This is a genomic window from Croceicoccus sp. BE223 (genome assembly GCF_031457155.1).
Classification (GTDB): Bacteria; Pseudomonadota; Alphaproteobacteria; order Sphingomonadales; family Sphingomonadaceae; genus Croceicoccus.
Genome location: NZ_JAVDWB010000005.1, coordinates 266,253 through 290,340, shown reverse-complemented (window position 1 = coordinate 290,340; position 24,088 = coordinate 266,253). Strand labels below are relative to the sequence as shown.

The following is a 24,088-nucleotide window of genomic DNA, read 5'->3' as shown; positions in this document are numbered from 1 at the left end:
TGCACAAGGGGAGGGTCGACGACAGGGAGGGGCCGTGACGAGATCGTGAAGCCGTACAGCCCGAACAGCCATGGCCGCCGATGGGACTGATCCCGGCCGCCCTCCTGCCGGTCGGGCTGGTCGTCGCGCTGTTCGTGGTGGCCGCCTATGTCGAGGCGAAGGGCGAAGGGAACCGCGTCCTCGCCCGCAATCGCCACATCGCCTACGTCCTCGCGCTCGGCGTCTATTGCAGCAGCTGGACTTTCTACGGCGCGGTCGGCAGCGCGGCGATGCGGGGCTGGAACTACCTGCCGATTTACCTGGGCCCGGTGCTGCTCCTGCTGCTGGCGCGCGGGTTTCTTCGCCGCCTGTCGCGCGCCGTCGCCGAAGAACAGGCGACCAGCATATCGGACTTCATCGCCACGCGCTTCGCACACGACATCGCGGTCGGACGGCTGGTCGCCGTAATCTGCCTTCTGGGCACGATCCCCTACATCGCGCTCCAGCTCCGTTCGATCGGCTACGCCCTCTCGTTCGTTTCGGGTCACGATGTCGCTGTCCCGGCCATGGTTGCGGCGACCGTTCTGCTGGCGCTGTTCGCCGTGCTGTTCGGCATCCGGCGCTTCGAGATTGCGGGCCGCAGCGAAGGGCTGGTCTTTGCCATCGGGCTTGAATCGCTGATCAAGATCGTCGCGCTGGCCAGCGTGGCGATTTTCGCCCTGCTCTTGGTGTGGAGCATGCCTGCCGCCCCTGTGCAACAGGCGGGGCAGGCGCTGCGCACGGTGTTTCATCCGAACCTCGTCTCGGTCGATACCGCGGTGATCTTCGTCATCTCGCTGTTCGCGGTGATCGTCCTGCCGCGGCAGTTCTACATGGGGCTGGTGGAGGCGCGAAGCGCGGAAGACCTGCCGCGCGCGTCAGGGGGCCTGGCGGTCTACATCGGTGCCATGGCGGCCATGGCGCCCGCCATCGCGCTGGGCGGTTTCGCGCTCCTGCCAGGCTCGACGAATCCCGACCTCTACGTGCTGGCGCTGCCGATGGCGGCGGGCAACGACTGGATCGCGGCGGTGGCACTGCTCGGCGGTATCAGCGCCGCGGCCTCGATGGCGATCGTCGATGCGACCGCCCTGTCGACGATGGTCTCGAATGACCTGTTTCTCGCAAGTGTCGTGCGGTCGGGGACCGGCGGCGAACACGGGGGTTTCGGGCGCCGGATCCTCGCCATCCGGCGCGGCGCGGTGGCGGCGGTCATGCTGGCGTCGCTGGCCTGGGCCATGCTGGTGGGCGAGGCGGAGACGCTCGCCTCGATCGGCCTCATCGCCTTTGCCGCGATGGCACAGTTCACGCCGCACCTGCTGATCGCCGCTTACGGTGCGCAGCGCGATCCGCGACCGGCGCGGGCCAGTCTCACCGTCGGGTTGATGCTCTGGCTTTATACCCTCGCGCTGCCGCCGATCCTGCCGCTGGACTGGCTGGAGGCGCTTGCGTTGACGCCGCTCGATCCGCTGAACCTGTTTCACATCGGTTCGGCCAGCCCGCTGGTTCATGGCGTGTTCTGGAGCCTCGGCGCGAACCTCGCGCTCCTGGCGCTGTTTTCCGCCGGGCGGGTGGCGCGGCCGGGCCTGCCCAAGCTGCTGCGGATGCAGCGGCAGGTGCGCGACCAGCAGGACCTTGTCGATCTCGTCGCCGGCTTCGTCGGGATCGAGAGGGCGCGGCAGGAATTCGCCGGCATCGACCCGCGCGCCCCGATCGACCGGCGCAGCGCCCAGTTCGCGCAGGAGGTGCTGGCGCGCGTCGTCGGCGCCGCACCGGCGCGCGCTCTGGTCGCCTCGGCGCTCAGCGGCGGGAGGATGAGCCTCGCCGAAGTCACGCGCCTGCTCGACGAAGGGGGGCAATCGCTGCGTTTTTCGCGCCAGTTGCTGGCCGCGACGTTCGAAAACCTCGATTCGGGCATCAGCGTCGTCGACGCCGACATGAATCTCGTCGCCTGGAACACCCGCTACCTCGACATGTTCAGCTACCCTCCGGGCATGGTCCGCGTCGGGACGCCAATCGCCGAACTCATCCGTTTCAACGCCGGCAGGGGCGACTTCGGGCGCGGCGAGCTGGGCGAGGGCGACATCGAGCTTCAGGTCGCCAAGCGCCTCGCGCACATGCGCACCGGCACCACTCACGAGTTCGAGCGCGAGCGTGCCGATGGGCGGGTGATCAAGACGGTCGGTGGCCCGATGCCCGGCGGTGGCTACGTCATGAGCTTCATCGACGTCACCGAAGAGGCGCGCACCCGCGAAAAGCTCTCGCGCACTCTCGAGGAACTCGAACACAGGGTTCGCGAACGGACGCTGGAGCTGAGCGAGGCCAATGCGCGTTTGGCCGACAGCGACCGGGAGAAGACGCGCTTCCTCGCCGCCGCCAGCCACGACCTGCTGCAACCTCTTCACGTCGCGCGGCTGTTCACCAGCGCCCTTTCGCGCCAGCTCGACAGCGCGGAACGGGCGCTGGCCGGCCGGATCGACGAAGCGATCGTCGGGGCCGAGGCGCTGCTGCGCGCATTGCTCGACATCAGTCGCATCGATGCCGGCGGCGTGGTTCCACAGCCCGAACGGATTGAGCTGGGCCCGTTTCTGCGCGATGTCGCGGGCGGCCTGCAACCGCTGGGGGAGGCCAAGGGGCTGACCCTGCGCGTCGTCGACAGCGGTGCGGTGGTGGCCAGCGATCCGGGCCTGCTCCGCTCGGTCGTGCAGAACCTCGTTTCCAATGCCATCCGCTACACCGTCACGGGCGGGATCGTCATCGGGGTGCGACGCCGGGGCGATCATCTCGGAATCGCGGTGGCGGACAGCGGCGTCGGCATCGCGCCGGATCGCCAGCAGGAGATCTTCCGCGAATTTACCCGCCTCGGCGAGGTGGAGGCCGAAGGTCTCGGCCTCGGCCTCGCCCTCTCGCGCCGCATCGCGCGGCTGCTGGGTGGCGAGATCGAGCTGGCGTCGCGCCCGGGGCACGGCAGCACCTTCACGATCGTTCTTCGCACGGGCCCGGAGGAGCGCGCTGCGCCGCGCAAGCGGGCCAGGGCAAAGGCCACTGTTGCTGCCCATGGCCTGCGCGTTCTCGTCGTCGATGACGATCCGCGCGTGATCGAGGCGACGTGCGCGATGCTGCAAGGAATCGGTCATACGCCCATCGGTGCGGCGACGATCGCCGAGGCGCTGGATTACGCCGAATCGGTCGATGCGCTGGTCGCCGACCTGCGCCTGGCGGACGGCGAGACCGGCATCGAACTGGTCCGAGCCTTGCGCGCAAGGCGGCCGGACCTGCCGGCGCTTATCGTCACCGCTTCGATGGTCGCCGGTCTGGCGCAGGAGGCCGCCGCGCTCGGCGTCGAGATGCTGGCCAAGCCCGCCGATCCAGTCGCCATCGAACGGTTCCTGGCCGCCGCATCAGTGGGCGAGATCTAGCCCCAGCGAGCGAGCGACAAGGGCCGCCTGCGTGCGGTTGCCGACGTCCAGCTTGCGCATGATCGCGGTCATGTGCCCCTTCACCGTTGCCTCGGTAATGCCGAGGTTCCAGGCGATCTGCTTGTTCAGCTGGCCTTCGACCACGGCAAGGAGCACCTTGAGCTGGGTCGGGGTCAGGCCCGCGACCGTTTCGCGCACTCCGGCCTCGCTCTCCGGTTCGACCGGGGGCGGGGCGACCGGCCGCTTGCCGGCAAGGGCCGCGCGGATCGCGTCCTCCATCGCATCGAGATCGCCGTTCTTGTTGATGAAGCCGACTGCGCCGAAGCTGCGCACCTCGCTCGCGGCGTTCTCGCCCTCCGCGCTCGACACGACGAGGATCGGCACGTTGGGCCGTTCGGCGTGGAGCAGGGCGATGCCCGAATAGCCGACGGCACCCGGCATCTTGAGGTCGAGCAGGATGAGCGAGAGGTCGTCCGTCTCGCCCACATGGCGCGCCGCGGCGTTGAGAGTGCCGGCTTCGATCACCCGTTCGCCGGGCGCGACACGCGACACCGCCATGCAGAGCGCCTGGCGAAACAGCGGATGATCGTCGGCGATCAGGATGGTCATGGCCGCGATCCGTGGCGCGTCCGGTTCGAACGGAAAGGTCCTGGCATCGCTCTTGCTCCCGCAGTCATGCGCGTCGCTCTCTGTCCGGAGCGTGCGGGCATGATCCGGCCCCACGCTAACGCAAACCGCGCGGGAAGACCAACCCCCGACCATGGTCGTGCCCGACGCACCTAGGTCTGGATGCCATGCGAACGCGACATCCGGCACGATGCCCTCGTCCCAGATCAGGTCGGCGAAAACCAGGCCGATGAAGCGGAGAGGTTCACGATGGCACGCCAATTGCCACGAATTGCCGGAGTCCTGCTGACCACCACGGCGCTGCTCGCGCCGGGGTCGGCTCTTGCCCAGACGGCGCGCGAAAGCGAACTGGAGGCAAGGCTCGAGAGGCTGGAGTCCGAGATGCAGGCGCTGCGAGCGGATCTTGCCGCATCACGCGCCGCGCAGAACGAAGCCGTAGTCGTCGCCCAGGCGGCTCAGGCGGGCACCGAGGAAACCGCGAAGAAGCTGGCGGCGCTGGAAAGCAGGCCGGTGCCCGAAGGCTTCCGGGTAGGCTCGACGACGGTAAAGATGGGCGGCTTCATCAAACTCGTCGCATCGCACAGCACGTTCAGCGAAGGCGAGGTCGCCAACAATTCGCTGGGCCGCGATTTCTACCTGCCGCAGACGATCCCGGTGGGTGCCGGGCCGAGCAGCACGGTGCAGGATGTCAGCGCCAAACAGTCGCGCTTCTGGCTGAACCTCGCCACCGACGTCGCCGGGCATACCCTGAAGGGCCTGGTCGAGGCGGACTTCCAGACCTCGCCCGGTACGCAGGGGTCGCAGCGCACCACCAACGGCTACAACCTGACGCTGCGCCGTGCCTTCCTGCAGTTCGACAAGCTGACTTTCGGACAGGACTGGACGACGTTCCAGTACACCGGGGCGCTTCCGGAAACGACCGACTTCGTCGGCGGTGCGGAGGGTACGGTCTTCGTCCGGCAGCCTTTGATCCGCTACAGCGCGCCGGTCGGCAAAACGGCGACGCTGCACCTGGGCGTCGAGAATCCCGAATCCGGCACCGCGGTCGCGGGTGCGCCGGCGCTGGTCGAGAACGGCGATGACCGCATCCCCGATTTCACCGCGCGACTGGCCCTTGCGCCCTCGTTCGGCGAACTGTCGCTGGCCGGCCTCGTCCGGCAGGTGCGGGTGGAAACCGGCGGCGTCGCGGCGGATGCGACGGGCTGGGCCGTCAGCGGCGGCGGCAAGCTGTTCCTGAACGACGCGAAGACCTCCGACATCCGCGCGCTCGTCACCTACGGCCACAACGCCGGTCGCTACATCGGCCTGAACTTCGCTCCCGACGCGGTCTTCGTTCCGGCAACCGGCGATCTCGCCAGCGTCGACGAGATCGCGGCCATCGTCGCCGCCCGCATCGCGCTGTCGCCGGTGGTGCGGGTTAACCTGATGGGGTCATACCAGAAGGTCGACTATGCGAACTCGCTCACGCTCTCCGACATCGGCGGCTTCAACAAGGAAGCGTGGAGCGCGGCGACGAACGTCTTCTATTCGCCGGTGAAAAACGTCGATCTCGGCATCGAATATCGCCGCGGCAATCGCGAACTGGTCAACGGTGCCGACGGCACGCTTGACCGGGTCGAGTTCGCCGCAAAGTACAGCTTCTGAAGAGACAGGACGGGAGAGAGACTATGGCTACGACCTACGACTCGGCACCCAAGCACCACGAGGCGACACAGAGCGAAAAGCTCGTCATCACCGCCTCGTCGCTCGGCACGGTGTTCGAATGGTACGATTTCTACCTATACGGCCTTCTGGCCACGATCATCTCGGCCCAGTTCTTCTCGGGCGTGAACGAGACGACCGGCTTCATCTTCGCGCTCGCGGCCTTTGCGGCGGGCTTTGCGGTGCGGCCGTTCGGCGCGCTGGTCTTCGGGCGGATCGGCGATCTCGTCGGGCGCAAGAACACCTTCCTCGTCACCATGGGTCTGATGGGCCTGTCGACCTTCGTCGTCGGCCTCTTGCCCAGCTACGCCTCGATCGGTGTCGCGGCTCCGATCCTGCTGGTCATCATGCGCCTTGTGCAGGGCCTGGCGCTGGGCGGCGAATATGGCGGCGCCGCCACCTATGTTGCCGAACACGCGCCCAATCACAAACGCGGGCTCTACACCAGCTTCATCCAGACGACGGCGACCTTCGGCCTCTTCGCGGCGCTGCTCGTCGTCATCGGCGTGCGCACCTGGTTGGGCGAGGAGGCGTTCAAGGACTGGGGCTGGCGCATCCCGTTCCTCGTCTCGATCATCCTGCTGATGGTCTCGATGTGGATCCGCATGCAGCTCGCCGAAAGCCCGGTTTTCCAGAAGATGAAGGACGAGGGCAAGACCTCCAAGGCGCCGCTGTCCGAAGCCTTCGGCAAGTGGGGCAATCTGAAGTGGGTGCTGGTCGCGCTGCTCGGCGCGGTCGCTGGCCAGGCAGTGGTCTGGTACACCGGGCAGTTCTACGCCCTGTTCTTCCTGGAAAAGATGATGCTGGTCGACGGCAAGACGGCCAATATCCTGATCGCCATCGCGCTCGCCATCGGTACGCCTTTCTTCGTCTTCTTTGGCTGGCTGTCGGATCGCATCGGGCGCAAGTATCTCATCCTCGGTGGCTGCGCGCTGGCGGCTGTCACCTACATCCCGGCGTTCCATGCCCTGTCCGAAGCGGCCAACCCGGCCATGGCGCGTGCCGCCGTGAACGCCCCGGTAACGGTGACCGTCAACGAAGAGGACTGCTCGTTCCAGTTCGACCCGATCGGCAAGAACAAGTTCGACACCAGCAGCTGCGACATCGCCAAATCCTATCTGGCCAAGAACGCGATCAGCTATTCCACCGTCGATGCCCCGGCGGGCACGGTGGCCAGCGTTGCCATCGGCGACAAGGTGATCGCCGCGCCCGATCCGAATGCGGTGACGGGCGAGGAGAAGGCCGCCGCGATCAAGGCTTTCGGCGGCCAGGTCATCACCACCCTGCGCGAAGCGGGCTATCCGGTGAAGGACAACCCGGCTGCGCTGAACGACGATAAGGCCCCGAAGATGGTGCTCTTCGCAGACCCTGCGGGCATCAACAAGCCGATGGTGGTCCTGATCCTGACCTATCTCGTGCTGCTGGTGACGATGGTCTACGGCCCCATCGCGGCCATGCTGGTCGAGCTGTTTCCCAGCAAGATCCGCTACACCTCGATGAGCCTGCCCTACCACATCGGCAATGGCTGGTTCGGCGGGTTCCTGCCCACGACGGCCTTTGCGATGGTCGCGGCGACCGGCGATATCTACTACGGCCTGTGGTATCCGGTGCTGGTTGCCGCGCTGACCGTGATTGTCGGCCTGCTGTTCCTGCCTGAAACCTTCAAGCGGAACATCGACGATTGATCGCGGGTTGAACCTCGATCGAGGCGGCGCACCCGGTTTCCGGCCGGGTGCGCCGTCGGTTGCGGGCCATGGGCACCCTGATGGCATTGGCGGGAGAGAAACGGTGAGCGAAGCCTACGAAAGCGCCCTGCGGGAAAGCATCGACGACGGATCGGCGTTCTGGCTTAAGGCCGCAGCCGCGATCGACTGGATGACACCGCCGCGCACCGGCTACGACATAACTGAAGGCTGGTTTCCGGGCGGTACGCTCAACACCTGCCACAACTGCGTCGACCGGCATGTCGCGGCCGGTCGCGGCGACCAGCCGGCAATTGTCTACGACAGTCCGGTCACCGGGACGGTGCACGCCTATTCGTACAAGGACCTGCTTGTCGAGGTGGGCCAGGTCGCGGCCATGCTGGTCCGGCTCGGCGTGGGGAAGGGGGACCGGGTCGTCATCTACATGCCGATGGTGCCCGAGACGCTCTTCGCCATGCTCGCCTGCGCGCGGCTCGGGGCGATCCATTCCGTCGTCTTCGGCGGGTTCGCGCCGCTGGAACTGGCCAAGCGCATCGACGATGCCCGCCCTGCCGTGCTCCTTTCCGCATCGTGCGGAATCGAGGGCAACCGGACGATTGCCTACAAGCCGCTGGTGGACGAGGCGCTGTCGCTGGCCTCGCACGAGCCGGGCGCGGTGGTCGTGCTGCAGCGGCCGCAGGTTCCGGCCGCCCTTTCGGGAGAGGAACAGCACGACTGGTACGCGCTGCACGAAGCCGCAGCCAAGGATCCGGTCCCGCCCTGCGCCGAACTGGCGGCGGGCGATCCGCTCTACATCCTCTACACCTCCGGCACGACGGGCGTGCCCAAGGGCGTGGTGCGCGACAACGGCGGTCACGCCGTCGCGCTCGCCTGGTCGATGGGTGCGATCTACGACATCGCGGCGGGCGACACGTTCTGGGCCGCGTCCGACGTCGGCTGGGTCGTCGGGCACAGCTACATCACCTACGCCCCCCTGCTGATCGGCGCGACGACCGTGCTGTTCGAGGGCAAGCCCGTCGGCACGCCCGATCCCGGCACGTTCTGGCGCACCATCGTCCGGCACGAGGTGAAGACCTTCTTCTCCGCGCCCACCGCCATCCGCGCCATCCGCAAGGAAGATCCCGAAGGACGCTACATTCGCGAGATCGGCACCGGCAAGCTGCGCGCGATCTTCCTGGCCGGCGAACGCGCCGATCCCGACACGATCCACTGGCTGGAGGCGCAGACCGGCCTGCCGGTGATCGACCACTGGTGGCAGACCGAACTGGGCTGGCCGGCGATCGCCACCTGCTTCGGCCTCGGCGATACGCGGCGGCTTCCCGGCAGTGCCGGCTTTCCGGTGCCCGGCTCGAACTTCGCGGTGCTGGACGAGGCCGGCCACGAACTGCCCGCCGGGGCCAGCGGCGCCGTTTGCATCAGGGAACCGCTGCCGCCGGGCGCCTTCCGTACCCTGTGGCGCAACCACGACGGCTATGCGAAGAACTTCGCTGCCTATCCCGGTCACTACGAAACCGGCGATGCCGGGCACATCGATGCGGACGGCTTCGTCCACATCATGGGCCGGACCGACGATATCATCAACGTCGCCGGCCACCGCCTGTCGACCGGGCAGATGGAGCAGATCGTCGCCCGGCAGGACGGCGTCGCCGAATGTGCGGTCGTCGGCGCGGCAGACCCGGTGAAGGGCATGACGCCCGTCGCCTTCGCGGTGTTGCGGGCAGGGGCGGGAGACTCTGACGAAATAGCCGCCCGGATCGTCGCCGCGGTGCGGGGCGAGTTGGGCGCGGTCGCCGCGCTCAAAAGGGTGCTGATCGTGCCGGGCCTGCCCAAGACGCGTTCGGGCAAGATCCTGCGCAACACGCTGCGCAAGATCCTGGACAACGAGGAGTTCGCGACCCCCGCCACGATCGAGGACCCGGCGGTGCTCGACGCGATCCGGGAGATGACCGTCACGGCGTGACCCATCGGGCAAACGCAGGCCGCTTCCCGGCGGCGTAAAGCGCATCGCTCCGTCCGCAAACTTGTCCACTGCGGCGCAATCGGCAGCCTAGCCGCTTGCGAGGAAGGCCATTTTATGATTCTGGTAATCCAATGGCCGGAAACAATCTCATGCAGCTGGGCAAGCGCCGCAAGATGGCGGCTCGCCCCACCTTGCCCAAGCGTCGCCTTGGTCGCGTCGCCGCGGTCAGCGCGCTCGTCGTGATGGGTGCCATGGCGCTCGTCGGGCCGACCGGGGTTCGCGCCTGGAGCGAGTCGGCCCGCGTCCTGGAACACCGGCAGCAGCAGCTCACCGAACTGGAAGCGGAAAAGGCGCGCATCGCCAACCGGGTTGAATTGCTCGATCCCAACAATGCCGACCCAGACCTTGTCGGCGAATTGCTGCGCGGCAATCTGAATGTCGCACACCCCGACGAAGTGGTCATCTCGCGAGAGGACTGACCGCTGCGCCACAGCCGGCAACGCATTTTCCGCAGCGCGACATCGGTGCTTGTGCGCGGGGGCAAAGCAATCTTATACGGTTCCTGAACGCGGGCCTCTCCCTCCCTCTCCGGCGCGCGTTAAGACGAACGAGGTAATCGATTGGCTACTAAGAAGTCGACCGGCGGCACGTCACAGGCGGCCGCCGCGGGTTCGGGCGACAATCCCGATTTCGCCCTCCGGTCGTTGCAGGACAAGTACGAAGAAAAAGGCTCGTACAAGGCCAGCGACGAGGAACTGCTGACGTTCTACGAACAGATGCTGCTCATCCGCCGGTTCGAGGAAAGGGCCGGCCAGCTCTACGGCCTCGGCCTCATCGGCGGGTTCTGCCACCTTTACATCGGGCAGGAAGCGGTGGCCGTCGGCCTCCAGTCCGCCCTTGCGGAGGGCAAGGACAGCGTCATCACCGGCTATCGCGACCATGGCCACATGCTGGCCTACGGCATCGATCCCAAGGTGATCATGGCGGAACTGACCGGCCGGGCCGCTGGCATCTCGCGCGGCAAGGGCGGGTCGATGCACATGTTCAGCACCGAACACGCCTTCTACGGCGGCCACGGCATCGTCGGCGCGCAAGTGCCGCTGGGCGCGGGCCTCGCCTTTGCGCACAAGTACCGCGGGGACGGCGGCGTCTGCCTCGCCTATTTCGGTGACGGCGCGGCCAACCAGGGCCAGGTCTACGAGACGTTCAACATGGCGGCCCTGTGGGACCTGCCGATCGTCTTCGTGATCGAGAACAACCAGTACGCGATGGGCACCAGCACCGCCCGGTCGAGCGCGGAAACGCATTTCCACCGGCGCGGCACCGCATTCCGCATTCCCGGCATGTTCGTCGACGGGATGGACGTGCTGGCCGTGCGCGGCGCGGCCGAAGTGGCGCTGGAACATGTGCGCGGCGGCAACGGGCCGGTGCTCATGGAAATGAACACCTATCGCTATCGCGGCCACTCGATGTCGGACCCGGCCAAGTACCGGACCCGCGACGAGGTCAACGAGATGCGCGAGAAGCGCGACCCGATCGACCACGCCAAGGCGTTGCTGATGGATCGCGGGCTCGACGAAGCGAAGCTCAAGGACCTCGAAAAGGCGATCCGCGCGCAAGTGGGCGAGGCGGCCGACTTTGCCGAGAGCTCGCCGGAGCCCGAACTGTCCGAACTCTACACCGACGTGCTGGTGGATAAATACTGATGGCAATCGAACTGAAGATGCCCGCGCTCTCTCCCACGATGGAAGAGGGCACCCTGGCCAAGTGGCTGGTGAAGGAAGGCGACGCGATCTCGCCCGGCGACGTCATTGCCGAGATCGAGACCGACAAGGCGACGATGGAATTCGAAGCCATCGACGAAGGCACCGTCGGCAAGATCATGGTCGAGGCCGGAACCGAGAACGTGAAGGTCGGTACCGTGATCGCGGTGCTGGACGGCGAGGGCGACGAGACCGCTGCGCCCGCCGCTGCTTCGGCTGAGCGCCAGGCCGACGCGGCTCCGGCCCCGGCGACACCGCCTGCTGAACCGGCCACGACTGCGCCTGCCGCCGCCCCGGTCGCGGCGCGCGATCCCGATCTGCCCGAAGGCACGAAGATGGTCTCGCTGACTGTGCGCGAGGCGCTGCGCGACGCGATGGCGGAGGAAATGCAGGCCGATGACCGCGTCTTCGTCATGGGCGAGGAAGTCGCCGAATACCAAGGCGCCTACAAGGTCACGCAAGGCCTGCTCGACGAGTTCGGTGCCAAGCGGGTCATCGACACGCCGATCACCGAATACGGCTTTGCCGGCATCGGCACCGGCGCGGCAATGGGCGGTCTTCGCCCGATCGTCGAGTTCATGACCTTCAACTTCGCGATGCAGGCGATCGACCACATCATCAACTCGGCCGCCAAGACCAACTACATGTCGGGCGGGCAGATGCGCTGCCCGGTCGTGTTCCGCGGTCCCAACGGCGCGGCGAGCCGGGTGGGCGCGCAGCACTCGCAGAACTACGGGCCGTGGTATGCCAGCGTCCCGGGTCTGATCGTCATCGCGCCCTATGACGCGGCGGACGGCAAGGGCCTGATGAAGGCGGCGATCCGCAGCAACGACCCGGTGGTCTTCCTCGAGAACGAACTGCTTTACGGCCGGACATTCGAAGTGCCGGAACTGGACGACTACGTCCTGCCGATCGGCAAGGCGCGGATCGTGCGCGAAGGGTCGGACGTGACGATCGTGTCCTATTCGATCGGCGTCGGTCTCGCGCTCGAAGCGGCGCAGACGTTGGCGGGCGAGGGGATCGACGCAGAGGTCATCGACCTGCGGACGCTGCGTCCTCTCGATACCGGGACCGTGCTGGCGAGCCTCAAGAAGACCAATCGTCTGATCGTGGCCGAGGAGGGCTGGCCGACCTGCTCGATTGCGAGCGAGATTGCCGCCGTCTGCATGGAACAGGGCTTCGACGATCTCGATGCCCCGGTCCTGCGGGTGACTGACGTCGACGTGCCGCTGCCGTACGCGGCAAACCTCGAGAAGGCGGCGCTGATCAATGCCGCCCGCATCGTCGAGGCGGCGAAGAAGGTCTGCTACAAGGCCTGATCGGCGTGAACACATGAAAAGGCCCGCTGCCGGACATGCACCGGCGGCGGGCCTTTTTCTGTCCGGCGCCCGGTTCAGATCGTGCCGAGATCTCCACCGGTGTCCTCGCTGGTTTCTGCGCCGGCTGACGGGTCGGTGTAAGAGACGAAGACCTGCTTGGTGTAGACGACGTCGAGAATGCCCCACTTGGCGAAGCCGAGAAGGTTGGGCACGGTGTAGTTCAGGTTGACGTCGATCTTGCGAACGCGATCGATGTTCTGGCTCGCGCTGTCGGCAACCGTGACATCGAGCTGCGAGCTGTTCAGGATGTAGGGCGGAGACACCGCCACGGCGAGGGCCATGTCCTCGATCTGCCGGTTCGTAAGCTGGTTCTGCTTCTGCGATTCCACCGCCATTGCGCGGCTCATTTCGCCGGCCACCCCGCGCACCGCGTTCTGCGCCTGAAGATAGAGGCCGATCTGCAGCACCGAGATCAGCATCGTGATCAGGACCGGCAGAAGGAACGCCAGCTCGATGACGGAGACGCCGCGTTCGTCCCTGTGCAGCCGGGCGAGAAATTCCTTCATGACATCACCCGATCTGCACCGAACGCCGGACGTTGAATGTCATCGCCTGACCGATGCCATAACTTGCCCAGACAGGGGTGTAGGTTTGGCGCATGTAGATCACGATGAACGTGCTGATGGTCTGCGTCGAATTGGAGCAGCCATACGTCGCCTGGCGTTCGGAATTGTTGCCGCAGCGATAGCGCTTGAAAACCGCGACTTGCCCGACCTCGGGTGTCGTGCTGGTCGTGGGCGTCAGGCCGGTGGCACTGGCCGCATAGGCGCGCACCTGCGCGATCGTTGCCGCCCCTTCGGTTTCCGTCTTGGGAGCGGCGGTCAGGATGATTTCCATCGCATTCGACGCGACCTGCTGCAGCTGGGTCTGCTTCGCATACATCGCGCCGACTTCGACGCCGCCCAGCGTGAGCCCAACAAGAGCGGGCGCGATGAAAGCGGTTTCGATGAGGACCGAAGCGCGATCTTCGTGCAGGAATTGGCGGACGCGGCGGAGGATAGTGGTCATCGCCATCACCCCACCAGCCGGACCGTGCCGAGGAACACGACCTCTTCGTGCGATTCGCCCTCGGGGCAGAAATCGGACATGTTGACCGTGCCGTTCATGTTGATCTTGTTGGCGATGATGGTGAGGCAGATGTTCGCCACGTTGGCCGTGCCGGCAAGGCTCAGCGTGCTCTTCGGCAGGTAGACGGTGCCGCTGATCCAGGTGGTCGACGTGCCCGCGAACTTGTTGCCCAGGCCTTCGCCGCTGGGATTGTTCCCCGGCGATTCCGGATCTTCGTAGACCAGCATCCCGGTCATCCGTTCGGCGCTTGCGGTGTCGACGCCATAGCGGATCAGGGTGTCGTAGGTGATGCCTTGCAGGTTGATCTGGTTCGACGTCCCGTTGACGGACGTGCCGACGATCTGGATGCCCGCCCCGTCCATCAGGATGAAGAGGATGTCACTGCCGATCGTGGAATAGTTGCCGCCGATGTCAAGGTCTGCGTTCTTGATGACGTAGATGCCCGACTGGAAGGTCGTGTCGCACGAAACCTTGAGGCCGTTGGGGTAAATGCCGGGTGTCGCGACGCCGATCTTCTTTGTGCTGTCCGATCCCTTGCCCTTGCCGCCGCCGACGGACTTGCATTCGTAGCTTCCGTTCGTCGTCACCTTGTCGATCGGCGGGACGAGGTCGGCGAACTGGTCGTAGAGCTGGCCGAAATTCTCGATGATGAGGTCGTCGGTGAGCAGTTCGATCTCGTCGTCGACGGTGCCCGCGGTGACGATGGTGCCCGCCTCGATGGTCGGCGTGCCGTTCGCGATGATGGCATCCTCGCCTTCCCAACCGCTGGTCCCGTCCGCCTTGTCGACGCAAAGGCCGTCGTCGTCGTAGGCGGTGACGCAGATCTTTTTCGAATCCGAAAGCGCCGCGATGCCGCACCCGGCGGTGAAGACCGGGTTGCCGTTGAAGGTGATGACCCCCGAATCATGCGGATCGACCGCCTTCAGGCACTCTGTCGTCCTCAATCCGCCCGTGAAGGCGGCCTGGCTGTAGATCGAAACAGTCGTCGCCGAGCGTGTGAAGTAGCTGGTGAAGGGAAGCATCTTCGTGGCCTCGACGGTCACGGAGACGGCATTGCCGATTTCGCCGGCATAGTTCGAACGAACGATCGACGGGGTCGTGTTGAAATCCTTCGTCACCGACTCGTTGGTGCCGAATTCGGTAAGGCCGCGGGCGACGAAAGTGGTGCTCGAAGGATTATTTGCCAAGTCCCAGGCCGCAGCAATGGCCGCTTGGTCGGCTGCGAACTGCAGTTCGCGCTTCCACAAGTAGTATTGCGCGAAATCGACGGCGAAACCGCCGCCGCCCACGATCATTGGCGCGCCGAAGGCGGCAAGGATCAGGGCATTGGCGCTCGTATCCTTCCTGAACGAACGAAAGAACCGCCTGGCGCGGTTGGTCGCGTTGTGAAGGATCATCGGTTGCTCCCTTGCAGGCTGACGTCCATGCAGGCCCGAATGGGGCCGGACACGGTGGCACGCGATGAAACTAGGCGATTTCTGGTAAGCGGCTCTTGAAGGAACAGGGTTAACGGCATGTTAGGAAGCCATCGCGCTGACTTTCGGGCGAATTTGGACTCGCTGCTGCAGGACTTGCCGCCGCCGTTAAGGATGGCGATCAGTCATGCGCCGGCGACGGCGAGGCCGTTGTGGACAGGCTTTTTCGCGCTGGATCGTCGATTCGCCCACATCCTCGCGTCGAACCGCGAACCGATGCTGGCGCAGATGCGTCTTGCGTGGTGGCGCGAAACGCTCGGCACGCCGGTGGGACGGTGGCCTGCGGGCGAACCGCTGCTGGCGGCGTTGTCGATCTGGGGGGATCAGGCGCAGCGCCTCTCCGGGTTGGCGGACGGGTGGGAAGCGATGCTGGGCGAAGCGCCGCTCGAGCCGGCGGCCTTTGCGGCCTTGGCCGGGGCGCGGGGCGACGCCTTGGCTGCACTGGTGCGGGCCGCTGACAAGGATACCCTTGCCGCCGAAGCTGCCGCACGGGGCTACGCCTGGGCGCTTCGCGACATCGCCGCGCATCTTTCCGATCCGGTCGAACAGGGCCGGGCCAGCGCGCTGCTCCGCACGGTCGATCCGCTGCGTGGCGCCGCGCCGCGCATCCTGCGCCCGGTCGCCATCGCCGATGCGCTGGCCAGTGGCGGGGGTTTCACATCTGCCTTGCGGATCGGCCTGATTGGCCGGTGATGAACGGGTAGGGACACCTTTCTTCGTTCGCACAACAGGTTAGCATGGCGCGAACAGGAGGTTAGGGGAATGAACCGAGTGCTGCTCGGCGCCTTTGGCGCGCTGATGCTGGTCGCGATCGGCCTTTTCATGTGGCAGGGGCGCGCCGTCGAGACGCAGGGACTGCCCCCGCCGACGGCCCCCGGGCCCGCCGTTCCCGAACCCTTGCCCAATGCCGGAGCCGATGCCGGCTCGCTGCGCGGACCGGCGCTGCCCACGGCGGAAAAGCCCAGCGACGAGCAGCGCCGCTTTGCCCGCTACGACATCAATCGCGACCTCATCGTCACGCGGAACGAGATGCTGTCGACCCGGGTTGCTGGCTTTCGCAAGCTGGACAAGGACGGCAACAACCTGCTGACGTTCGAAGAGTGGGCCGTCGCCACGGTCGACAAGTTCGATGGCGCCGACAAGGACGGCAACGACCGGCTGACCCCCGCCGAATTCGCCACAACAAAGCCCAAGACCAAGCCGAAGCCGCGCTGTTCCTGCTAGGGCCGAGCGGTCATGCCGGTTCGGGCAGCCGCTGGCGACCGAGCCATTCGGCCATGTCGCGCTTTGCCCTTTGCGTGTAGGCCTGCTTGCGCAGCTTCTTCTTCACATCCTCGTCCGGCATAGGGAACAGGCCGAAGTTGATGTTCATCGGCTGATAGCTTGCCGCTTCGGCATCGCCGGTGATGTGCGAAAGGAGCGCGCCCAGCGCGGTCGTCCGCGGCGGGCCGGTCCAGTCCTCGCCCATCAGCTCAGCCGCCGCCATCATCCCGGCCATGAGGCCGACGGCGGAGCTTTCGACATAGCCTTCGCAGCCGGTGATCTGCCCCGCAAAGCGAACGTGCCGCGCGGATTTGAGGCGCAATTGCCGGTCGAGCAGAATCGGCGAATTGAGGAAGGTGTTGCGGTGCAGTCCGCCCAGCCGCGCGAACTCGGCGTTCTCGAGACCCGGGATGGTGCGGAACAGTTCGACCTGCGCGCCGTGCTTCAGCTTGGTCTGGAAGCCGACCATGTTCCACAGAGTGCCGAGCTTGTTGTCCTGTCGCAGTTGCACCACGGCATAGGGCCAGCGGCCCTGCGGAAATTCCGGCGTCACGTCGCGCGGATTGTCGAGGCCGACCGGCTTCATGGGGCCGAAGCGCAGCGTATCCTTGCCCCGCGCGGCCATGACCTCGACCGGCATGCACCCTTCGAAATAGGGGGTGTTCGCCTCCCACTCCTTGAACTCGGTCTTCTCGCCGTCGAGCAGGCCCTGCCGGAAAGCGAGGTACTGGTCGCGGGTCATCGGGCAGTTGATGTAATCGCCTTCCTCGTTCGAGGCGTCGGTCCGCTTGTCCCAGCGCGATTGGATCCAGCACACGTCCATGTCGATGCTGTCACGATAGACGATGGGTGCGATGGCATCGAAGAAGGCGAGGCTGTCGGCCCCGGTCGCGCGGCCGATGCTGCCGGCAAGGGCGGCGGCGGTGAGCGGGCCGGTGGCGACGATGGTCATGCCGTCGGCGGGCAGGGCGTCGATGCGTTCGCGCACGATCTCGACATTAGGATGCTGCGCCAGCGCCCGTTCGACGTGGGCCGAGAAGACGTCGCGATCTACCGCCAGCGCCGACCCGGCGGGCACCTGCGCTTCGGCTGCCGCGCGCATGACCAGCGAGCCGAGCCGGCGCATCTCGTGATGCAGGAGGCCGACTGCGTTCGAGGTATCGTCGTCGGACCGGAACGAGTTGGAGCAGACCAGTTCGGCAAGACCGGTGCCTTGGTGTGCTGGCGTGCTGTCGCCGCCGCCGCGCATTTCGGACAGGCGCACCTTCACCCCGCGGTTGGCCAGTTGCCATGCCGCTTCGCTTCCCGCGAGGCCGCCGCCGATGATGTGGACTTGCTTGGTCATGCGCGCCGGTTAGCGATTGCCTATCCCCCAATGCAAATGCAAAGAGCGGCGATGAGCGAAATCGGGGGCGCGCAGGTCATGAAAAGTTCGGCATCGTGGTGAGGCGCGCCTTGATAGAGCGCCGCCCGTGGCTTTTCGCGAGCCTGCTCGTCGCCCTGTCCTGGTGGGCCTTCGGCGATAGCGATCACGTGCCCGGCCTGTTCAAGATCGCGTGGAAGGCGACGCCTCTCTCGCTGCTGGCCATCTACTCCTTTCAGCGCCATCTGGGGCCGGACGGCACGATCCTTGCGGGCGTGATGGGGATGGCCGCGCTGGCCGACGGCATCTCCGAACTGGTCTATTCGGCGGCGGGGACGCTGATGGGCTTTTCGCTGCTGCTGGCGATCTGGCTCTATTCGCGCAATCGCCGCGAACATCTTGCCTTATCGCAGAAAGGCGTGGCGCTGGCGCTGGTGATCGCGTTGCCGGCGATCAGCTGGTTCCTCGTTCCTCAAGAGGACGGGCGGACCCTCGTCGCCGGCTATGCGTTGTTGATGGCCATCATGGCGGCCATGGCCTGGACCAGCCGCTTTTCGCGCTATCGGGTCGGCATGGGGGCGATGATGTTCGTCGTGTCCGAACTGCTGCTGTTCGCCGTGAGCGGGCCGATGCTGCGCGGCAACGCGTGGGCGGCATGGCTGATCTATCCGATATACTATTCGGGTCAGCTGCTGATCGCGACCGGGGTGGTCAGCCGGCTGCGCCGCGAGGCCGCCGCCTGACCACCTGTCGAACCTAGTCCTCGGTCGGTTCCGCGTCGTCGCGGTCTATCGTCGGTTCGGGCGCGGTTTCGGGCGTGCCGCGAGCCACCATTTCCTCGACGATCGCCTCCTCGACCTCGTTCTCCGGCTCTTCCTGCTCGTCGATGCGCGCCGCGCCGACGACGTGTTCGCCCTTGGCCACGTCGAACAGCCGCACGCCCGCCGATCCGCGCCCGATGACGCGCAGCGAAGACAGCGGCATGCGGATCAGCTTGGCCTGATCGGTGACCAGGATCAGCTGCTCGCCCTTGTGTGCAGGGAAGCTGGCGACGACCGGGCCGTTGCGCTCGATATTGTCGATGTTGGTGATGCCCTGGCCGCCGCGACCGGTGCGACGGTATTCGTAGGCGCTCGACAGCTTGCCATATCCGTTGGCGCAGACGGTGAGGATGAACTCCTCGTCCGCTTCCATCTTCGCCATGGTTTCGGCGTCGAGGGCGGCTTCGGCCTCGTTCTCCTTCCACGGCGCGGCGCGCAGGTATTCCTCGCGCTTGTCGAGGTCGGACTTGTGCAGCACCGAAAGCGAGATGACCTTGTCGTCGCCCCGCAGCGTCATGCCGCGCACGCCGGTGGAGGTGCGGGACTGGAATTCGCGCACGTCATCGGCGGCGAAGCGGATGGCCTTGCCCTGTCGGCTGGCGAGAAGGACGTCGTCGTCCGCCGTCAGCAGCGCGACGCCGACGAGATAGTCGTCGCTGTCATCGTCGAAACGCATCGCGATCTTGCCGTTCGAGGGGACGTTGGTGAACGACCCCATCGAATTGCGCCGCACCGTGCCGTTGGCCGTGGCGAACATGACGTTGAGGCTTTCCCAGACGCTCTCGTCCTCCGGCAAGGGCAGGACGGTGCGGATCGTTTCGTCCTTGTCGAGCGGCAGGAGGTTCACCATCGGCCGTCCGCGCGTGGCCGGGCCGCCCTCGGGCAGCTTCCAGACTTTCATGCGATAGACCTTGCCCGCGGTGGAGAAGAACAGGACCGGGTTGTGGGTGCTGGTCACGAAGAGATTGGTGACCGCGTCCTCTTCCTTCGTCGCCATGCCGGCGCGGCCCTTGCCGCCGCGGGCCTGCGCGCGGAACGTGGAGAGCGGAGTGCGCTTGATGTAGCCGTCGAGCGTGACCGTCACGACCATCTCGTCGCGCTCGATCAGGTCCTCGTCTTCGAGCCCGTCCCAGGCCGGGGCGATCTCGGACTTGCGCGGGGTGGCGTAGGCGTCGCGCACTTCGCGCAATTCGTCCTGCATAACCTGATACAGGCGAACGCGGTCGCCGAGGATGGCGAGGTAGCCTTCGATGTCGGTGGCCAGCTTCTGCAGTTCCTCGCCGATCTCGTCGCGGCCCATCGCGGTGAGGCGGTGGAGGCGCAAGTCGAGAATGGCGCGGACCTGGATTTCGGAGAGGCGATAGCTGGCCGAAGCCTCGTGCCCGCTGTCATCCTCTATCGCCTCGACCAGCCGGATGTAGGGCGCGATGTCGCCCATTTCCCATTCGCGCTGCAGCAGCGCCTCGCGCGCGATGGCGGGGCTGGACGAGCCGCGGATGATGCGGACCACCTCGTCCAGGTTCGAGACCGCGATGACGAGGCCGAGCAAGATGTGCGCCCGTTCGCGCGCCTTGTTCAGTTCGAACTTGGTGCGGCGGGTGATGACCTCTTCGCGGAAATGGATGAAGCTCTGCAGAATGTCGCGCAGGTTCAGCACTTCGGGCCGGCCGCCGCGGATCGCCAGCATGTTTGCCGGAAAGCTCGACTGCGCCGGGGTATACCGCCAGACCTGGTTGAGCACGACTTCGGGCGAGGCGTCGCGCTTCAGGTCGACAACGACGCGCACGCCTTCGCGGTTGGATTCGTCGCGGATGTCGGAAATGCCCTCGATCCGCTTTTCCTTGGCGGCCTCGGCGATCTTCTCGACGAGGTTCGACTTGCCGACCTGGTAGGGGATCGAGGTGAGAACGATCGACCGGCGATCGCCGCGCTTTTCCTCGATTTCGTGGCGGCAGCGCATCAGGATGGACCCGCGACCGTCGCGGTAGGCGTTGCGCGCGCCCGACTGGCCGAGGATCAGCGGCGCGGTGGGAAAGTCCGGGCCGGGGATGATCTCGAACAGTTCATCGACGGTGATGCCCGGGTTCTCGATCATGGCGAGGCAGCCGTCGATTACTTCGCCGAGGTTGTGCGGCGGGATGTTGGTCGCCATGCCGACCGCGATGCCGCCCGCGCCATTGACCAGGAGGTTGGGGAAGCGGGCGGGAAGGACGGTCGGCTCCTGCCGCGAACCGTCGTAGTTGTCGGCGAAATCGACGGTGTCCTTGTCGAGATCGTCGAGCAGCGAATTGGCGACGCGGGCAAGCCGCGCCTCGGTATAGCGCATGGATGCCGGCGGGTCGGGATCCATCGAGCCGAAGTTGCCCTGGCCGTCGATCAGCGGCAGCCGCATCGACCAGTCCTGCGTCATCCGCGCAAGGGCATCGTAGATCGCGCTGTCGCCGTGCGGGTGGTAGTTGCCCATCACGTCGCCGACGATCTTCGCGCTCTTGCGATAGGGGCGCCCGGCGACGAAGCCGCCTTCCTGGCTGGCGAACAGAATGCGGCGGTGGACCGGTTTCAGACCGTCGCGCACGTCGGGCAGGGCGCGGCTGACGATGACGCTCATCGCATAGTCGAGGTAGCTCGACTTCATCTCGTCGACGATGTCGATCGGCGCGATGTCGGGGCCACCGGGAAGGGGGGCGGTATCGGTCATGTCGTTCACGTTTCTGGCGGCTCTTGCTGCTCTTGGTAATGCTGGCTTCCGCACTAGGGGAGGGGGTGCGAAAAGGCCAGCGAAAGCCCCGAACCGCCCCCGGAAAAGCGCGGCCTTTTCCACAATTGCCGGTCATCCGCGACCCGTCGTGCCGACAGGGCGGCTGAACCGCTTATTCAATGCGCATTCAGTTGCCTTCGCCTAGGGCGACGGCACGCGTTTGCGGACCTGTGCGGTTGCCTTGCATGGCAAAAATCGGCATGTGGCCCCGCACGCCCGAGATTTACTGGAGAGGCGGGCCGACCCTTTCGGCGCCCGTCGGGATGATTGTAAGGAGTATCAGATGAAGCGTTCGATTTCGCGGGCCGCGCTGGCCATTGCCCTGTCGCTGGGCACTGTCGGCATGGTCGCCGCCACCGCCACTCCGGCGATGGCTGCTCAAAAGAAGAAGAGCGGCGGCGGCGAATACTCGAAGCAGTTCATCGAGGTTTACCAGCCGATGTCCAAGACGGCCGAAAGCGATCCGGCTTCGGTCAAGGCGCAGGTTCCGTCGCTGACGGCGCTGATCGCCTCGGCTGACGAGAAGCTGGCCGGCGGCCAGCTCGTCTACAACGTGGGCGCCAAGACGCAGGACCAGGCCATGCAGTACCAGGGCCTGAAGCTGATGATCGAAAGCGGCAAGCTGCCGGTCGAAAGCCAGGCGTCGGTCTACCTCGCTGGCGGCCAGCTCGGCTACAACCAGAAGGATTACGCCAACGCGCGCACCTATCTGCAGCAGGCCGCGACGCTGACCCCCAACGATCCGGCGATCCCGGCCACGATGGCCGAGGTCTACGTGCAGGAAAAGAACTTCGCCGAGGCGCTCAATTCGATCGACAAGGCGATGAAGCTGCGCGCCGCTGCGGGTGAGGCGCCGACCGACACCAACGCTTTCCGCGGCCTTGCCATCGCGGCGAACAACGGTCTCAACGACCAGGCCGCGCTGTGGGCTGTTCGCGTCCTCGAAAGCCGCCCGCGTCCCGAATACCGGACCGAGGCCTACAAGGTCCTCTCGGCTCTCTCGCGCTACACCAAGGACGAGGAACTCGACCTGCTGCGCCTGATGTACCGCGCCGATGCGCTGAGCATGCCGCAGCAGTATTCGGCCTATCTCGAGCAGGCGGACGCTCGTCGTCGCCCGGCCGAGGTCAAGGCGCTGGTCGAGAAGGGCATCGCCGCCGGTATCCTGAAGCCGAGCGGCAGCCTTGCCGCCGACGAGCTGGGCATCGCCAAGACCCGTTACGACACGGTTCTGAAGGAACTGAACGCCGACGCCGCCAGCGCTTCGGGCACGGCTGCGCTCAACATCGCGGACACCTATCTCGGCTATCGCAAGAGCGCCGAGGCGGAGACGCTTTATCGCAAGGCCGCCGGTTCGCTGACCGGTGCCGAAAAGGACCGTGCGCTGACCGGTCTCGGCATAGCGCTGGCCGACCAGGGCAAGTATGCCGACGCAAGGGCCGCGTTCGAGCAGATCACGACCGGCAACCGCTCGCAGCTCGCGCGCCTGTGGATCGCCTACGTCAACAACCAGTCGGCCAGCTGAGGACATTCCTCGGCGTCGAAGCGAAAAGGGCGGCTCCTCGCGGGGCCGCCCTTTCTATTTGCCCGATGCCCTTCAGCGGGTTCAGCGAAGTCGGCGCACGAAGGGCTGGCTGTTGCGGATGACCACCTCGAACTGCGGCAGCGTGCGCAAAAGGTCGATCAGCCGCTCGAACCCGTAGTTGCGCACGTCGAAGCTGGATCGGTTGCCCGCGATCTGGCCGACATCGCCGAGCCGGGCATAGCCGTCCTCGTCGCGCTTCGCGGCCTTCCAGGCCTTGCCGAGGAGGTCGATCATGTCCTTGTCGATCTTCGCGGGCTGCGTCGTGACGTGGTCCTCGTCCGGCTCGTCGTCGACCTGGTCCGCCTCGGCTCCGGCGATGAGCTGGTCGATGTCGATGAAGCGGGTGCAGGCCTTCCTGAACGCCTCGGGCGTCTTGGCGCTGCCGAAGCCGTAGACGGTAAGCCCGTCCTGTCGCAGGCGGCTGACCAGCGGCGTGAAGTCGCTGTCGCTGCTCATGATGCCGAAGCCGTCGACCTTGCCCTGATAGAGCAGGTCGATGGCATCGATCGTCATGGCCATGTCGGTGGCGTTCTTGCCCTTGGTCAGGTCGAACTGCTGGTGCGGACGGATGCCGAAGCTGTTCGTGATCTTCGCCCATTTCTGCAGGGCGGGCTTGCCCCAGTTGCCGTAGGCCCGCCGGATGTTGACCTGGCCCAACTGGGCGAGCGCGGTCAGGACGGGGTCGATCCCGCGCGGCGTGGTATTGTCGGCGTCGATGAGAAGCGCGATGTTCTTGAGCGGTTTTTCGTCAGTCATGCGCCGATGTGAGCGCGGGCGGCGATCTTTGCAAGGCCGGGTTGCGCGACGACGGTCATGGCACCACGCGGCCTCGCAGGCATCGCCTCACTTGCGGATGCGCAGCCTCGGCTTGGCGCGGGGCTGCATGTGGCCGACCATAGCGGCAAAGGCATCGGGGCGCAGGATACGCTCGAACTGCAGGCCTGCGCGCCCCTCGGACACCCAGATCACGTGCGCTTCGATCCGGCCGATTTCGGGAAGGCGCAGCATCACCCGTTCGCCCCGGCCGATCGGCATTTCGCCTTCGACCATGAAGCCGTTGGACGAGATGTTGGTGATGTGCATGTGGATGTCGCCCAGGCGGCGATGCTCTGCCAGCACGGGAAATTCGACCGGGTGCCGCGCGGCCTGGCGCAGATCCGTTACCGAAAGTTGTGCACCACCTGCCAC

The 24,088-nt window shown here is 66.1% G+C and carries 19 protein-coding genes; 11 read left to right on the top strand and 8 right to left on the bottom strand.

Translation table 11 applies throughout. The features are described 5' to 3' along the window. Positions 1–80: 80 nt before the first annotated feature. A complete protein-coding gene (locus J2X37_RS12320; protein WP_310021667.1) occupies positions 81–3,434 on the top strand; it encodes a PAS-domain containing protein in 3,354 nt (1,117 codons plus the stop codon). Here J2X37_RS12320 and J2X37_RS12315 read toward each other — a convergent pair. Continuing rightward, a complete protein-coding gene (locus J2X37_RS12315) occupies positions 3,417–4,043 on the bottom strand; it encodes a response regulator transcription factor (RefSeq protein ID WP_310021665.1) in 627 nt (208 codons plus the stop codon). The genes J2X37_RS12320 and J2X37_RS12315 overlap by 18 nt on opposite strands. Positions 4,044–4,310: 267 nt before the next feature. Between J2X37_RS12315 and J2X37_RS12310 the strand changes: the two genes are divergently transcribed. The 6 genes from J2X37_RS12310 (at position 4,311) to J2X37_RS12285 (ending at position 12,507) form a co-directional block, all read left to right on the top strand. Further along, on the top strand, positions 4,311–5,705 hold the full coding sequence (locus tag J2X37_RS12310; RefSeq protein ID WP_310021663.1) for a DcaP family trimeric outer membrane transporter: 1,395 nt from the start codon (positions 4,311–4,313) through the stop codon (positions 5,703–5,705). Between the two features lie 23 nt (positions 5,706–5,728). Beyond that, positions 5,729–7,447, top strand: coding sequence for an MFS transporter (locus tag J2X37_RS12305; RefSeq protein WP_310021661.1), 1,719 nt, complete (start codon positions 5,729–5,731; stop codon positions 7,445–7,447). A 103-nt stretch (positions 7,448–7,550) separates the two neighbouring features. After that, complete coding sequence (locus tag J2X37_RS12300) at positions 7,551–9,425, top strand: AMP-binding protein (RefSeq protein WP_310021659.1); 1,875 nt, start codon at positions 7,551–7,553, stop codon at positions 9,423–9,425. Between the two features lie 131 nt (positions 9,426–9,556). Next, entirely contained in the window at positions 9,557–9,904 is a 348-nt protein-coding gene (locus J2X37_RS12295; protein WP_310021657.1) for a septum formation initiator, read from the top strand. Positions 9,905–10,045: 141 nt separating this feature from the next. Further along, complete coding sequence (gene pdhA / locus J2X37_RS12290) at positions 10,046–11,131, top strand: pyruvate dehydrogenase (acetyl-transferring) E1 component subunit alpha (RefSeq protein ID WP_310021654.1); 1,086 nt, start codon at positions 10,046–10,048, stop codon at positions 11,129–11,131. After that, positions 11,131–12,507, top strand: coding sequence for a pyruvate dehydrogenase complex E1 component subunit beta (locus tag J2X37_RS12285; protein WP_310021652.1), 1,377 nt, complete (start codon positions 11,131–11,133; stop codon positions 12,505–12,507). The genes pdhA and J2X37_RS12285 overlap by 1 nt, the downstream gene beginning before the upstream one ends. A gap of 74 nt (positions 12,508–12,581) precedes the next feature. Here J2X37_RS12285 and J2X37_RS12280 read toward each other — a convergent pair whose 3' ends face one another. Genes J2X37_RS12280 through J2X37_RS12270 form a run of 3 tightly spaced genes read right to left on the bottom strand, consistent with a single transcriptional unit; the run spans position 12,582 to position 15,032 of the window. After that, the gene (locus J2X37_RS12280; protein ID WP_310021650.1) at positions 12,582–13,073 is read right to left on the bottom strand and encodes a pilus assembly protein; all 492 of its coding nucleotides are present in this window, start codon (positions 13,071–13,073) and stop codon (positions 12,582–12,584) included. 4 nt (positions 13,074–13,077) lie between these two features. After that, complete coding sequence (locus tag J2X37_RS12275) at positions 13,078–13,575, bottom strand: TadE/TadG family type IV pilus assembly protein (RefSeq protein ID WP_310021648.1); 498 nt, start codon at positions 13,573–13,575, stop codon at positions 13,078–13,080. Positions 13,576–13,580: 5 nt separating this feature from the next. After that, entirely contained in the window at positions 13,581–15,032 is a 1,452-nt protein-coding gene (locus tag J2X37_RS12270) for a pilus assembly protein TadG-related protein (protein ID WP_310021645.1), read from the bottom strand. 192 nt (positions 15,033–15,224) lie between these two features. Between J2X37_RS12270 and J2X37_RS12265 the strand changes: the two genes are divergently transcribed. Further along, entirely contained in the window at positions 15,225–15,803 is a 579-nt protein-coding gene (locus J2X37_RS12265; RefSeq protein WP_310021643.1) for a hypothetical protein, read from the top strand. Between the two features lie 69 nt (positions 15,804–15,872). Further along, a complete protein-coding gene (locus J2X37_RS12260) occupies positions 15,873–16,334 on the top strand; it encodes a hypothetical protein (protein WP_310021642.1) in 462 nt (153 codons plus the stop codon). Between the two features lie 10 nt (positions 16,335–16,344). Here the strand turns inward: J2X37_RS12260 and trmFO are convergent, their stop codons facing one another. Further along, positions 16,345–17,718 carry a methylenetetrahydrofolate--tRNA-(uracil(54)-C(5))-methyltransferase (FADH(2)-oxidizing) TrmFO gene (gene trmFO / locus J2X37_RS12255; RefSeq protein WP_310021640.1) on the bottom strand — a complete coding sequence of 458 codons (1,374 nt, stop codon included), beginning with the start codon at positions 17,716–17,718 and terminating at the stop codon, positions 16,345–16,347. A gap of 110 nt (positions 17,719–17,828) precedes the next feature. On the opposite strand from trmFO, the gene J2X37_RS12250 reads away from it, so the two are divergent. Then, positions 17,829–18,479 (top strand): lysoplasmalogenase family protein, encoded by a 651-nt coding sequence (locus J2X37_RS12250; protein ID WP_310021637.1) that lies wholly within the window; start codon positions 17,829–17,831, stop codon positions 18,477–18,479. Positions 18,480–18,492: 13 nt separating this feature from the next. Here J2X37_RS12250 and gyrA read toward each other — a convergent pair whose 3' ends face one another. Further along, positions 18,493–21,255, bottom strand: coding sequence for a DNA gyrase subunit A (gyrA, locus tag J2X37_RS12245; RefSeq protein ID WP_310021635.1), 2,763 nt, complete (start codon positions 21,253–21,255; stop codon positions 18,493–18,495). Positions 21,256–21,598: 343 nt separating this feature from the next. Here gyrA and J2X37_RS12240 point away from each other — a divergent pair, with 343 nt between their 5' ends. After that, the gene (locus J2X37_RS12240; protein WP_310021633.1) at positions 21,599–22,840 is read left to right on the top strand and encodes a tetratricopeptide repeat protein; all 1,242 of its coding nucleotides are present in this window, start codon (positions 21,599–21,601) and stop codon (positions 22,838–22,840) included. Between the two features lie 81 nt (positions 22,841–22,921). On the opposite strand, the gene J2X37_RS12235 is transcribed toward J2X37_RS12240, so the two are convergent. Together J2X37_RS12235 and J2X37_RS12230 are read right to left on the bottom strand one after the other, a co-directional pair. Further along, the gene (locus tag J2X37_RS12235; RefSeq protein WP_310021632.1) at positions 22,922–23,656 is read right to left on the bottom strand and encodes an NYN domain-containing protein; all 735 of its coding nucleotides are present in this window, start codon (positions 23,654–23,656) and stop codon (positions 22,922–22,924) included. Positions 23,657–23,743: 87 nt separating this feature from the next. Continuing rightward, positions 23,744–24,088, bottom strand: coding sequence for a PilZ domain-containing protein (locus J2X37_RS12230; RefSeq protein WP_310021630.1), 345 nt, complete (start codon positions 24,086–24,088; stop codon positions 23,744–23,746).